Here is a 15,775-nt window from a genome sequence, read left to right as displayed (position 1 = left end):
ATGATGAGTTTTTCCCTTCATTCTTGTTATCACTCTCTTATCGGACGACCGCTTTGGCACAGACAGTGACGCATAGCATCATTGCCGCCACGCACCCTAATGCAACAGATAAACTGCTGACCTGCGCGATAAAACCAATCAGCGCCGGGCCTGCCAAAATACCGGCATAGCCCAGCGTTGTCACGGAAGCAATCGCCATACTGGCGGGCATGGACGTCTGGTTTCCCGCCGCGCTGAACATGATCGGTACCAGGTTTGATGCCCCAAAGCCGATCATGACAAAGCCCAGCCCGGCGATCCACAAATTATCAACCGCTGTCAGCAGTATCAGCCCGCAGGTTGCGCACAGGCTGCCGTACATCAGCACGTTATAACGCCCGAGTGCGCTGACGATGCGATCGCCCGCCAGACGTCCTGCGGTCATGGCTACTGAGAAAATAGCGTAGCCCAGTCCGGCCTGATGTGCCGACACGCCACGTTCAGTGGTCAGGAACAGAGCCCCCCAATCCAGCATTGAACCTTCGGTCATAAACATCACAAAACATAAAAAACCCAGCAGAATCACCCAGCCACGAGGGAGCACAAACATTGGCCCGTCACCGTCGTGGCGAGTTTCCCGCCACAAATGCGGGCTGGTTATGGTCACAAGTATTGCCAGCAAAACGACGACCAGCATGACAGACTGAAAAGGCGTCAGGCCCACAAAAAGCAAACCCGTCACAGCCACTGCGCCAAAAATACTGCCCAGGCTGAAAAAACCATGAAACCCCGACATCATTGCGCGTCCGCTGGCCTTTTCTACAACCACCGCGTGCACATTCATCGCCACATCGATCATGCCGATAGCGGCACCGAACACCAGAAGAACCAACGCCATACCGGTGATGCTATCCATCAGTGACAGCAGAGGTAAAGCCAGCAAAAGCAGAATACTGGCGATCAAAATCACGGTCTTGCAGCCAAGCTTTCCGGTCATAAAACCGGTCAGCGGCATCGAGAATGTCGAGCCAGCCCCAATGCATAACAGCAGCAGCCCCAGCGTTCCGTCACTGATTGCCAGCCGCAATTTGACAAAAGGCACCAGCGGAGCCCAGGCCGCCATCGCAAAGCCGGAAAGCAGAAAAATAATGCGCGTCGCATGTTGCTGCGCGACTCCGGGTTGTGCAGCGCCGGTTGCAATAATTGCTGACGATGATTGCGCGGTTATCGGGTCGTGAGACATCTCGGAAAAATTCCTTTTCGGTATATAAAAAAGACTGACTCAGTATCCACCCGCCTGACTGACCGGGCACTTTATCAGAAAGCTTAAGTTCCTGTGATTGCGCATAATCTTAAATACTTTTTCTCAGGAACGCACCGGTACTAAAAAATCTAAAAGGCGGTCACACAATTGGTAAGTCATTTTGATGGGTAACTCTGTGGCTAATGATTGATTTTATTAATAATGACCCTGCTTATGCTCTTGCGTAAAATTTATATAATATTGTTTTTTATGAAATTATTGGGTCGATGGATTAGCTAGATCAGGATCCAGCACGCGTCAAACTCACTTTTCGTACTTCTTTAATGAATTTTTTTTATCTCAATGATTATGTTTTTCTATGGCACTTAACTTAAATCATGCATATAACTTATGGAGTTTTGGGCAAAAATATGCCGGAACGATAAATCATAGAAGTCATAAAAAAAGATCTCAATGCATTAGCGGCGCTTTTATTTGTTCGTTTTGTAGTCTATGACGTTCCCCAACACCAGTTGGAAGTTAACCCATTTTATTAATGGTCTTCATACATGCCAGACCGCCTTTTACTCAAAAAAGGCCGAGGGGCGGTTCGCGTGTGTGCATAACAACTGGCGTAATAGGGGTACCATATGGCTCAGAACGGTAGCGTTGTTATTGATATTCTTTCCCGCAAAGACGGTTCGGTAATCTCCCAGGTTTCCAATTCCAGTCAAAATGTCACCCTCAATCAGGCCAGTATCGTCCGTATCCATGCGGCGCGTGATTCCGTCACCAGTTATGAACGTGTGGGTAACGATTTGATTGTCCACATGAAAGATGGCAGCACTGTCCGCTATCACAGCTTCTTCAATACAGACGGTAAAGACACAGACAGTGAGCTGATTTTCGATGACGGCGTGCATCCGATTGAGCATGCCGCATTTATCGATACCGGCGCGACGGCGGCTGCGGTCCCGATCGTTCCCGCTTATGAAACCATTCCTGAGGTCGGGGCGTTGGTTCTCGACTCTTCCACTTTTAGCACCGCAGCTTTAGCGACTATTTTAGGCGTAGTTGCGCTCGGTGCCGGTATTGCAATTGCAGCAGGCGGTGGCGGCGGTGGTGGTGGGGGCAGCAGCAGTAATGGCGGCGGTGGTACCGGTGGTAATCCTGGGGGAAATCCTGGGGGAAATCCGGGTGGTAATCCTGGGGGAAATCCTGGGGGAAATCCTGAAGGGCAAACGCCAACCCTGACGCTGGCGACCTTTGCCAGCGATAACACCCTCAACCGCTCCGCAGTTGAAAGCACGCAAAACTTCAGCGGTACGACGACCAATGCTGCCGCAGGTAGCACCATTGTGCTGACTATCAATGGCAAAAGTTTCACTACGACGGTTGACGGCAGCGGGAACTGGGGTGTTCCGCTTTCAGCCAGTGAACTGCAAACACTCGCTGACGGGACTTATGTCATTTCCGTCACCCTGACCAATACGGCAGGTGAAAGCATCACCAAAAGCGTCACCGTGGTGGTCGATACCACGCCACCGACGCTGACGGTCAATCCGGTCGATGGCGATAGCGTTCTCGATGCCAATGAACATCAGCAGCCGCTGGTTATCAGTGGTACCGCGTCGGCTTCCGAGGCCGGACGTTCCGTTGATATCGTGCTTAACGGCGTGCATTACAGCGCTACCGTGGGGGCCGATGGCACATGGTCTGTCACGATCCCGTCCGCCATCGTCTCTGCACTGGCCGAGGGCGATTACACGCTGACCGCTTCACTGAGCGATAAAGCGGGTAACACGACGTCAACACCAGAAAGTTTCATGATCAACGACAGCGCGGGCATTTTGACCATTAATGCCATTTCCGGCGATGGTCAGCTTAACGCCACTGAAGCGCAAAGCGCGCTGGTGATCTCTGGCCTTGCGGCTAATGTCGCCACGGGCACCCCGATTACCGTGATCATCGGCGGCGTGGATTATCACACCAACACAACCGCAGGCGGTGGCTGGAGCCTGAGCATTCCACCTTCTGCCTTGCAGGCCCTCAGCGACGGCACAACGTCGGTGACGGTCAGCATGGTGGATACGCAGGGCAACCCGATCAGTCAGGGTTCATCCTTCAACGTTGCCACACATGGCGTTCCGCCGACGCTGAATCCGGCGTTTGGAGGGGACAATACGCTCTCTGCCAATGAGGCCACCTCCAGCCAGACGCTGACCGGTAATACCGGCCTGACCGGCGACGGCCAGACGGTGACGATCACCCTGGGAGGGCAGCATCTTACCGGCACTGTGGCGGCGGATGGCTCTTTCACCGTGACGGTTCCGACTTCTGCGCTGGGTAATCTCTCGCAGGGCGCTAACAATGTGACGGTGACGGTCACTGACCCGGCAGGTAACCATAACAGCGTAACAACATCTTTAAATGTGGACACCGTTGCCCCAACGCTGACCGTCAATCCGCTGCTGGGTGATGGTTACATCAGCGTCAGTGAGGCGTCTGCCGCGATGGTGCTGACCGGTACTGCATCGGTCAGCGACGCCGGGCGTCCGGTGGTTGTGAATATTGACGGTATCGATTTTAGCGGTGCTGTGGTTCAGCCAAACGGTACCTGGAGTGTCACTATTCCGGCGGGTTCCCTGATCAATCAGTATCAGGATGTTACGGTCACTGCGACCCTGACTGACCTGGCAGGTAATCAGACGACCAATATCAGCACCATCCATCTGGCGACCGATCCGATCCTGCAACCGTTTATCAGCATCAATCCGTTTACCGGAGACGATTTTATCAACGGGGCGGAAGTCCAGACCGCGCAGCAATTAAGCGGGACCACCAGCCGCGTTGAGGCGGGTCAGATAGTGACCATCTCATTAAACGGGCTCACCTACACGGCAACCGTGCAGGCCAACGGAAACTGGAGTGTCATTATTCCTGCTGCGGATATCGTTGTGCTGGGGGATAGCCAGCACACCATTACCGCGACGGTTTCTGATAAAGCAGGCAACGTGGCTAACCCGGCCACTGATACCTTTAACCTGGATTCGTCACAAGAAGGTATCTCTATTGCGCCGATCGCCGGTGATAACGTCATCAACGCGCAGGAAACCGTGGACGGCGTGCTGGTTACCGGTACTACGCTGGGCGTATCGACTTTTGAACTGGTCACGCTTCATTTCGGTGTACTGATCCGTCTGGCTTTAGTGCAACCTGATGGCACCTGGGCGGTTCAGCTGACGCAGGCTGAGTTGCAGTCGGCTGGCCTGGGGCCGGGGACTTTGCAATTCACGGCCACCGTTCAGGCCATGGATGGTACGACAGTAAGTAACAGTATTTCAGTGGGTTATGATGCGGTTAACCCGACTCCAAGCCTGAGTACCCCATTTGGCGACGGGTTGCTGAGCATTGCCGAAGCGGCAACGGCGGAAACGCTGTTTGGTTCAACAGGGAAGACAGGCAGTGGTCAGACAGTGACCGTCACGCTGGGCGGCCATACCTATAACGCTATTGTCGCCTCTGATGGTAACTGGAGCCTCAGTGTCCCGGCGGCTGATTTGCAGGCATTGCCGTCAGGCAATAATGCGATTGTGGTACAGGCTACCGACAGCTCAGGCAATTCAGGAACGTTCAATGGAACGGTGGTGGTAGATTTCACACCGCCGGCGCTGACCGTCAATCCGGTCAGTGGCGACGGGTATATCAGCAGCGCTGAGGCGGCCGCAGATATTGTGGTGACCGGCACGACGGGGATCGCTGAGGCAGGGCAATACGTTATTCTCACGCTGAGCGGCCAGACTTACGTCGGCATCGTGGGGGCCAATGGTCAGTGGAGTATCACCGTGCCCGCAGGGGCGCTGGCGGGCGTTGCGGATGGCCAGTATCCAGTCACCGTCCAGCTTTCTGATGCCGCAGGCAACAGCACGACCGTGACATCGAATGTCCAGCTGGTGGCTGATCCGGCTAACGCGCCGACGGTCACACTGAATGCATTCGCTGGTGACAACATTCTTGATGGTGCTGAACAAAGAACCTCGCAGACGGTGAGTGGCACCACGACGCATGTCGAGGCCGGGCAATTAGTGAGCATCACGCTCAATGGTATCGCTTACATTGCCACCGTGGGGGCTGATGGTAGCTGGAGCGCCAGCATTCCGTCAGCAAGCCTTACGGCTCTGGCCAATGGGTCGACGCAGTTAAATGTCACTGTGGTTGATAAGGCAGGCAATCCGGCCAGCGACAGTGAAAATATTACGGTAAACAATCAGCTGAGCGGTTTGTCGGTCAACACCGTTGCCGGTGATAATCAGCTGAATGCCTTTGAAGCGGCAGCCGGTGTCACGATTACCGGTACTTCAACTAACGTGCCGGTAAACGGCGTGGTAACGATTATCCTCAACGGTAAATCCTACACGGCTAACGTTGGCGTGGGTGGTGGCTGGAGTGTACTGGTATCCGCTGCGGATCTGTCGGCGTTAAACGACGGCCCGAACACGATCACCGCCAGTGCCAGAGATACGGCGGGGAACCTGGTCAGCGGCAGCGATGTGCTGAACGTGATCATCCACAATTTGCCGGCAGCGACCCTGAATACACCGTTTGGCGATGGCATTCTCAACGCCGCCGAAGCCGCCGTCGCACAGACACTGACCGGGAATACCGGCGTGTCTGGCAACGGGCAGACGGTCATTGTGACACTGGGCGGGCAGCCTTATACCGCGACGGTAGCCGGTGATGGCTCATTCTCCGTCACGATACCTTCCTCTGCGCTGACGTCACTGGGGCAAACCCCGACGACGGTGCAGGTTGCAGTCACCGATGCGGCGGGAAATACCAGCAACATTACGGTGCCGCTGAATGTTGATACCGTCGCCCCAACGCTGACGGTGAATCCGCTGACGGCCGATGGCATTGTGAACGCCTTTGAGGCCGGTGGATTGTTGTCAGTCACCGGTACTGCGTCTCTGAGTGAAGCCGGACGTACGGTAACCGTGTCCATCGCCGGGCATATTTATACCGGCGTTGTTGCCCCGGATGGCACATGGCACGCAGATATTCCGGCCAATGCCTTGTCGGGGATTGCTAACGGTCAGTATACCCTGACCGCGACGCTGTCTGACGCGGCAGGTAATACGACAACGGCGACTGAACCTCTGACGCTGGCGGCCGATCCGGCTTTACTGCCGACGCTGAGTATTACGACCTTCGCCGGTGATGATGTACTGAGTGGTGCGGAACAGCAGACAGCACAGCTGATAAGCGGCACCACCACCCACGTGGAAGCGGGCCAGATAGTGACGGTTATGCTGGGCAGCCACCAATACTTCGCCGTTGTGCAGGCCAGTGGTGCATGGAGTGTTTCTGTTCCGGCAACTGATCTGCAGGACTTGGGCAATAACCTGTATATCATTACGGCCAGCGTCAGTGATGCGGCGGAGAACCCGCAAAACGCCGCACATCTGATTACTGTAGATGCGACTCTGGGTGGCATTTCTATCGATACCATCTCCGGTGACAACAAGATCAGTGCCTCAGAGGCACTGTCTGATGTCATCATCAGTGGCTCGACGCATAATGTGCCGCCTAATACGGGTGTCGTCACAGTCAGTCTGGGGGGGAAATCCTATATCACGACGACTGACTCACTGGGGAACTGGAGTGTCACGGTTCCTCAGGGGGATATTGCGCGCCTGGCGGATGGCACCAGCCATGTGATCGCCACCACGGTGAGCACCGATCTGGGTACCGTCACCAGTACGGTGGATATTGGTATTTATGCCCATGCGCCGGTACCGACGATCAACACGCCGTTTGGCGACGGGCTGTTGGGCACCGCCGAAGCTGCGGCTGCGCAGACACTCACCGGGACTACCGGTGTAACCGGTGATGGTCAGACGGTCAGTGTGGTGATCGATGGCCACACCCTGACCGGCACTGTGGCGACCAACGGGACATGGACGGTGACTGTCCCTGCGGGCACTCTGACGGGTGTGACGGAAGGCCTGACGCCTGTCCAGGTCACCGTGACGGATGCCGCAGGAAACACGGGCGTAACGAACGGTTCGGTCAATATTGATTTCACACCGCCGACGCTCTCAATCTCCAATATCACCAGCGACAATATTCTCAACGGGCCAGAGCTGGCGGGGGTAATCGCGCTCTCCGGTTCAGCCGGTCAGATTGATGCCGGTCAGACGGTCACGTTGCAATTTAACGGTGAAACCTATCAGGCGCTTGTGCAGAGCAACGGATCCTGGACGGTTAACGTACCTGCCGGTGCCCTCACGGGGGTAGCAGACGGCAGCTATACGCTGACCGCGACCCTGACGGATCAGGCGGGTAACTCGGTGACGACAACGCATTCCTACACCGTTGTTGCTGCGCATCCGCCAGTGCCGTCACTCAACACGCCGTTTGATAATACTTTCCTCAACCGTGATGAAGCCGATTCCGCCCAGACTCTGACCGGGACAACGGGCATTACGGGCGCAGGCCAGACGGTGATGGTCAGTATCGGTGGTGGTGTTGCGCACCCGGCTACTGTGGATGCTAACGGCGTCTGGTCGGTCACCATCAGCGCAACTGATTTGCAGGCCATACCGGAAGGCCCGCAAACGGTGCTGGTCACGGCAACTGACAGCGTCGGCAACGTGGGCACAACCAGCAGCGCGATTACAGTCGATTACACGCTGCCAACGCTGACCTTCGACCCGGTCGCCACTGATAACATCATCAATGCGGCGGAAACCCTGCAACCGGTAGTGATCAGCGGGACGTCAGATATCCCGGATGCGGGGCAGACGGTTTCTGTGGTGCTGAATTTCAACAACACAACCTATACCGCGACGGTACAGCCGGATGGCACCTGGAGTTTCACACTGCCAAGCTCTGTCGTTCAGTCACTGACGGATACGACTTATACGTTCACTGCGACCATTACGGATGCAGCCGGTAACGCGAGGACGGTAACCCATTCGTTCAGCGTTGATGCGGCAGCGGCAAACCTGCCAACGCTGACGATTACCTCTATTTCGGCAGATGACTATATCAATGCCCTTGAGAAAGGGAGCTCTGTCCCGATCACCGGTACCACCACGCATGTCGAAGAAAATCAGGTTGTTTCCGTCGTTTTCAATGGAACAGCGTACCCTGCTACCGTCAATGCGGACGGTACCTGGACGGCGTACGTGCCTGCATTAGCGCTCACGGGATTGTCTGACGGGCAACTGACCGTGACCGCATCGGTCACCGATCTGGCGCAGAACCCGGCGTCGGCAACGCACAATGTCACGGTCATTGCCCAGTCGGGTGACCTGCCGACGCTGACAATCAATGCGGTGTCCGGCGACGATAAAATCAATGCGCTGGAACACAACCAGGGGATGACCATCAGCGGTACCTCAACGCATGTCCCGGTAAACGGGACTGTGACGGTGGTGGTTACCGGTGAAAACTATACGGCGACCTTTACCGCCACAGTGCAGGCTGATGGTAGCTGGAGCTTCCCGATGTCGGCTGCGCAGGTTCAGGCTATGCCTTCGGGCAATAACGTCTTTACCGCCACGGCGAATGATGTGGCGCAAAATCCGGCAACCGCAATCCATAACGTCACTGTCGATACCCTTGCTCCGTCGCTGAGCGTGACGGTAGCGACTGGCGGTGATGGCATCATCAATCTGGCCGAAGCCGCTCTCGGCGTGCCGGTCAGCGGGACAACGGATCCGAACCTGGCGGTAAAAGTTACGTTTAACGGTAAGGATTATCTGACCACTGCGGACAATTTTGGGGCATGGAACCTGACCATCCCTGGCGCAGATGTGCAGGCTGTCACCTCCGATGGCACCAAAACCATCAACGTCAGCGTCAGCGATGCCGCGAATAATAGTGTTAACGGGTCGGCAAGCTTCACGCTGGCCACGCATTCTCTGCCAACGCTGACTATCGATACGATTACAGGCAACGGCGTGCTGAATATCGCGGAAGCGACGGCCGGCATTACCCTGACAGGGACCAGCAGCGGGCTGCTGGCCGGTACAACGGTACTGGTCACTATCCCGGGGCTGGCGCAGCCTATTCCGGGCACGGTGAATTCAGATGGCCTGGGCTGGACCGTGATAGTCGCCCCTGGCGCGCTCAGCGGTTTAACCACCGGCGTGGTGCAGGTCAGCGTCTCGGCTTCTGATGCGGGCCATAACCCGGCATCGTCCAGTACGAGCCTGGATGTTGAGCTGACCCAGCCAGGCATACCGACCATCAATACGCCATTTGTCAACGGCATCCTCAATGCCACAGAGGCAGGGGCTGCTCAGATTCTCACCGGGACAACCGGTATTATCGGTGCCGGCCAGACTGTCACGGTGAAAATTGATAATACGACGCTGACGGCAACCGTTGGCCCTGACGGCGTGTGGACGGCGACAGCTCCGGCTAACGTCTTGCAGGGGCTGACCGATGCGTCACACACCATTACGGTGACGGCAACCGACAGCGCAGGGAACACCAGCAGCAGCGCTGGCTCACTTGATTTTACCGCGCTGACGCACGTTCTGCCTGTCGCAGGCATTAACGTGCCGTTTACTGACGGTGTGCTGAATTTTGATGAGGCCTCCGATCTGGCAGGGCAAGTGATTACCGGGACGACCGGGATCACCAGCGCAGGCCAGACTGTAACGGTGGTGATTAACGGTAATGCTGTACCGGTGCTTGTCAATGCCGCTGCCGGTACCTGGAGTGTGTCGCTCAGCTCGGTGGAACTTCTGGCTTTACAGGACGGCACCTGGCCTGTCGTGGTCACGGTAACTGACAGCGCCGGTAACAGTTCGGTACTGCCTGTTTCTGTCGGGGTGCAGATTCACTCCCTGCCTGCGCCGACCATCGATTTGCCATTTGGCGATGGAACGCTGAATATTTCGGAAGCTTCAGTGCTTACCGGTGGGCAGACAATTACGGGGACAACCGGTGTCATCGGTGCCGGGCAGACGGTCAGTGTGGCTATTGCTGGCATGACCGGAAGTCCGTTTACGGCAACCGTTGATGAGACCACCGGGCTCTGGAGCCTGACCCTGACCCCAACTCAACTGGCAACGCTGGGGCTGGCTACGGCCTCTCACTTGATTACCGTCACGGCAACGGATTCCGTCGGTAACCATACGGATGCAACGCTGAACTTTACCTCACACCTTTCTGCGCCGGTTCCGACCATCAGCCAGCCATTTGGTGACGGTATTCTCAGTATCAGTGAAGCGGCCGGTATCAATGTGATCAGCGGAAATACCGGCATCACCGGTAACAACCAAAACGTGAAACTGACCATTGACGTCGGTGGCACGATTTACACAGGAACCGTTGATCCGCTCACCGGTGCCTGGACGGTCTCTCTGCCTGCCGGTGTCCTCAATTCGCTGGGCAATGGCACCCATGATATCAATGTGACGGTCACGGATGCGGCGGGTAACAGCACACCAACAACCCTGCCATTTACCAGCTTTGTGACGACGCCAAACGTGACAATCGTTACGCCGTTCCTTGATGGTCATCTGAATGCGACTGAAGCCGGAAGTACCCAGACACTGACCGGGACTACCGGGATCCTTGGCGCAGGGCAAACTATTTCAGTCCTGATTGCGGGTCAGACGTTTACCAACGGTACGGTTGACAGCACCGGGCACTGGTCCTTGTCGCTGGACTCTGCGGCGCTCGCCACGCTGGCGCAGGGCGCTCAGACCGTGGTGGTCACGGTAACGGATCCGGGCGGTAACTCCGGCTCGGCCTCGGCTAACGTCGGCATTGCGGTAACCCTGCTGCCGACGGTCAGCGTAACGTCCTTTGCCGGAACCGGGTTTGACCTGAATTACACCGAAAGCCTGAGCCCGCAAACCATTACCGGGTCGACAACCCACGTTGAGGCCGGGCAGAAAGTGACGGTCACGGTGGGCGGTATCAGCCATGACGCCACGGTTCTGGCAGATGGCTCCTGGAGTGTGACACTGACCTCGGCTGAGCTGAACACATTAGCCGGTGCGACTACTGTCAGTGCCTCTGTTTCCGATGTGGCGGGTAACGCTGCGCCGGCGGCCAGCGCGCCAATTACGGTTAACCTGAGTGTTCCTGTTACGCCAACGCTGAGCATCGATCCGGTGACCGGCGATAACATCATTAACGTAGCCGACGGCAACCCGGTGAATATCACCGTGTCCGGTAAAACGATTAGTGTTCCGGATAATACGGTCGTCACGGTCTTTGTCGGAGGAAATCAGCATACGGCAACCGTCACTGCGGGTGTCTGGACGCTAAGTGTGGCAGCCAGCGAGTTTACGGATGGCCTCACGACAACGATTACCGCGACAACGTCGAGCCCGGTAACCAGCGCCATACAAACGGTGCTGGTGGATATCACCGCACCAACCGTCACCATCAACGCCTTTGCAACTGACGATATCCTGAATAATACCGAGTCAAAATCGGCACAAGCCATTTCAGGTACGGCAGACCTGTCGGATGTGGGCCGTGTGGTCACCGTCACGCTGAACGGTAAAACCTATACCGCCACTGTCACATCGAATGTGACCACGGGCGTATGGACGGTCAGCGTACCGGCTGCCGATTTGCAGGCATTACCGCAGACCGCGACAGGCGGAAACAACGTTATCACCGCAACCCTGACGGATGCGGCGGGTAACACCGGCAGTGCGGTGCCGCATCCGATTACGGTTGATACCGCACCACCGCTGCTGGGTATTGATGCGGTGGCTGGCAACAACGTTCTCAATCTGGTGCAGGCGCTGGGTACGGTCTTACTGAGCGGGACATCCTCTGGCGCTGACGGGCAGACCGTGACCCTGACGCTCGGTGGAAGTCCGCTGACAACGGCGGTCATTCAGCCGGGCGGCCTGTGGGCGGTTAGCCTGACGCCAGGGCAGCTCAGTTTGCTCAATGACGGCACGCTGACGCTGGCGGCGACGGTCATGGATGCTGCGGGTAACACCACCAGTGTCAGCACCGGTCTGAATATCTTCTTTAACCACGTGCTGGATCTGTCTCTTACCAGCGGTCTGGGGCTGACCGACGGCTACCTTAATCTGGCGGAATCTCAGGTGGCGCAGGTGCTCAGCGGGACAGCCATCGGGGCAGGGGTAGGATCCATTATCACCACCACCATTGCCGGTACACCGTTGTCTGCGGTTGTCGGTGCTAACGGCTTGTGGTCAATGACGGTGCCTGCGGCGGTTCTCGGCGCGCTGACGAACGGGGCTAAGGTCATTGAGCTGACCATCACCGACTCCTCAGGCAATTTCAAACTTGAAACGCTAAACCTTGATGTCGTCAAAACGGTTCCGGTGCTGGGTGCGCTGAACCCTATCTTTGGCGGCAACAGCCTGCTCAATGCGCTTGAATCAGCGACTACTCAGGCCATTGGCGGGGTGGCAACGGCGGTAGACGGCACAGCAGTGACCGTGACGCTCGGTGGTAAAACATACAACACTACCGTGACGGCAGGGGCCTGGAACATCAATATTCAGCCGTTAGATTTGGCGTTACTGACGGACGGAAATCTGAGTCTGGGAATTACCCTGACCGACGTGGCGGGGAACACCACCAGTACGAATATTCCGGTGGGGATCGCTATCCACAACCTGCCTCAGGTGGTGCTCAACACCGTATTCGGTGATGGCGTACTGAATATTAATGACCTGCTGAGCACGCAGGTGGTGAGCGGTACCATCTCCAATGTGGCAGCGAACACGGCGATTGTGGTGCATATCGGCAGTCAGATCGTAAATGGCGTGGTGGATGCCACCGGTCATTTCTCCGTGAACGTATCGCCGGCCATTCTCTCGACGCTGACCGGAACCTCGGTCGTTGTCAGCGTGGATGTGGCAGATGCTGCGGGTAACCCGGGGACGGCAACGGCCAACGCCGTGCTGGATCTGGTCAGGCCGGTTGTTGCCCTGACGTCAATACTGGGTGATGGCCTGCTCAACGCGACGGACGCGCTGACGGCGCAGGTCATTGGCGGTACGGTCAGCGGCGTGGCGACCGGGACGCAGGTCACCGTCACTCTCGGGGGGAAAACTTTCCTGGGCGCGACAGACAGCACCGGTGCATTCAGCGTGACCCTGCAACCGGGCGACCTGAAAGCGCTGGGGGATGGCTCCTTCACCGTCGGTGTTTCGGTTTCTGACAGCAACGGAAACATTGGCAGCACCAGTGGCTCGCTGACGTCCATCGTCAACGCCGTGCCGAAAATTGTGCTCAACGCAATCTTTGGGCCTGACGGTATTCTGAGTGCCACGGAAGCCCTGTCTTCGCAAGCGATCAGCGGGACAATCACCAACGGGTATCTGGGCGAAACGGTCACTATCCATGTTCCGGGGCTGACGCCTGATCTGACCGCAACGGTGGGCAGTAACGGAACCTTCTCCGTCGCACTGCTGCCAGCTCAGCTCGCACTGCTCAGTGACGGCAATCTGGGCATCACCGTGACCGTCACGGATACGGTGGGGAATACCGCGACCAGCAACGTCGGTCTTGGCGTCATTATTCACAACCTGCCATCGATTGTTCTGAACCCAATCTTTGGCGACGGCGTACTCAACGTGGTTGACCTGCTGACCGGCCAGACCATCAGCGGTATTGCCACCAACGTCGCGGTGGGGGCTCAGATACAGATCACGCTGAATGGCAAAAGCTATGCAGCGACGGTCGGCACCGGTGGCGTCTTCAGCGTGACCGTCCCGACCACCGATCTGACGTCCATCATCAATGGCACATTGACGGTGAACGCCAGCTTCACGGATGCAGCGAGTAACCCGGCTAACGCCAGCGGATTGCTGAGCATTGTCTCTCAGTCACTGCCGACCATTACGCTCAATACCCTGTTTGGTGACGGATTGCTGAATGCGGCCGATTTGCTGCTCACGCAAACCATCAGCGGGACGACGACTAACGCACAGGGTTCGACGGTCAGTATTAACGTCGGCGGTAATGTTCTGACGGCGCTGGTGAAAGCGGATGGCACCTTCAGCGTGGCCGTTCCGCAGCTGGTACTCTCAAACCTGCTTGACGGTACGCTCAATGTTGGCGCATCCGTTACCAACGCCGCCGGTCATGCGGTGAGTGGCAGCGCAACGGCGGCGGTGGGGACGCATACCTTGCCAACGCTGGTGGTCAACACGCTGTTTGGCGGCGACCATTATCTGAATGCGGCCGAAGCGGGTGTGAATACCAACATCACCGGGACATCTAACCTGCTGAACGGCACCGTCAGTGTCACTGTGGGTACGGTGACCCATACCGGGACCATCACTAACGGTGTGTGGAGCGTGCCGTTTACATCGGCAGAGCTGAAAGGCATTGCCGACAGCTCAACGCAGGTTTCTGTTGTGGTGACCGATGCGGTGGGCAATATCGCGACGTCGTCCAGCGCGCTGACGGTCATTACTCACGCACTGCCACTGGCGGCGCTGAACCCGCTTCTCGGACTGACGCTGGGGGTTGTTGGCGGCATTCTGGGCGGGCAGGGTCTGACCCTGAGCGGTACCAGCCGCAATATTGCACAAGGCGGCCTCATCAGCGTCACCTTACTGGGCAATACGCTGGCAGGCACCGTACAGTCTGACGGTTCGTGGACGGTCAAGTTCAGCAGCGCATTGCTGAGCAGCTACGGTCTGACAGGATTACTGGCGGCATTGCTGGGCGCGGTTGTTGAACTCAAAGCCGTCGATGCAGCCGGTAACGGTTTTGATGCACATGTCGGGCTGACGGTCGGGTCAACATTACCTGCGGACACCAGTGCTCTGAGCGTTCAGTCACTGGCGGTGGACGATACCCACACGCTGGCGGCGGTTCATACCTCAGATACCAGTTCTTCAACCACCGATAGCAGCACGACAACGCATGACACCACCGCGGCGGCCAGTACGCTGACCGATCCGCTGGTGACTGCCGATACCAGTTCGTCTTCATCGACCACCACGACGGCCGATACCACTTCCCATGCGGATACTGCGTTCTCAATTGGCGGCGTGACTATCGACCTGACGGCAACGGACGGCGTGGCGGTTGGCGGCGCGGGTAATGACACGATTTCGGTTCATACGCTCGATTTCTCACAAATCGACGGCGGAACCGGTGTCGATACCCTGCTGCTGGCGGGCACCAATCAGCATCTGGACCTGACGCTGCTGGGGCTGAAAGTCGAGCACATCGATATCTTCGATCTGGGCACTTCCGGCACCAACAGTATTTCACTGAACCTGCATGAGGCGCTGAACGTGAAGGATAACCCGGCGGATGAGGTGATCATCAAAGGGGGCGAAGGCAGCCTGGTGAATCTGCAAATGGGCACTGACGGGGCATGGAACGAAACCGGGCAACGCACGGTAGATGGCCTGACCTTCGACGTTTACCACAACGCATCAATGGATGCCTCCAATACGCTGGGAGACGTACTGGTACAACACGGGTTGCACGTTCAGCAAAGCTAATGGTCAATCAGAGCCCGGTCTGCACCTCCCCCTGGCGGGGAGGTGTTGAACCAAAATATATCGG

At 57.0% G+C, this 15,775-nt stretch carries 2 protein-coding genes; one reads left to right on the top strand and one right to left on the bottom strand.

Features of this window, described 5'->3' with window-relative positions; genetic code table 11:
* Positions 1–37: 37 nt before the first annotated feature.
* Entirely contained in the window at positions 38–1,222 is a 1,185-nt protein-coding gene (locus tag CWS43_RS06355; RefSeq protein ID WP_198555784.1) for an MFS transporter, read from the bottom strand.
* 650 nt (positions 1,223–1,872) lie between these two features.
* Between CWS43_RS06355 and CWS43_RS06350 the strand changes: the two genes are divergently transcribed.
* Positions 1,873–15,711, top strand: coding sequence for an Ig-like domain-containing protein (locus CWS43_RS06350; RefSeq protein WP_101076078.1), 13,839 nt, complete (start codon positions 1,873–1,875; stop codon positions 15,709–15,711).
* Positions 15,712–15,775: the final 64 nt, after the last annotated feature.

Origin of the sequence: Rahnella sp. AA, from assembly GCF_002834385.1 — a bacterium.
Lineage (GTDB): Bacteria > Pseudomonadota > Gammaproteobacteria > Enterobacterales > Enterobacteriaceae > Rahnella.
This window is presented reverse-complemented; position numbering and strand designations above follow the sequence as displayed.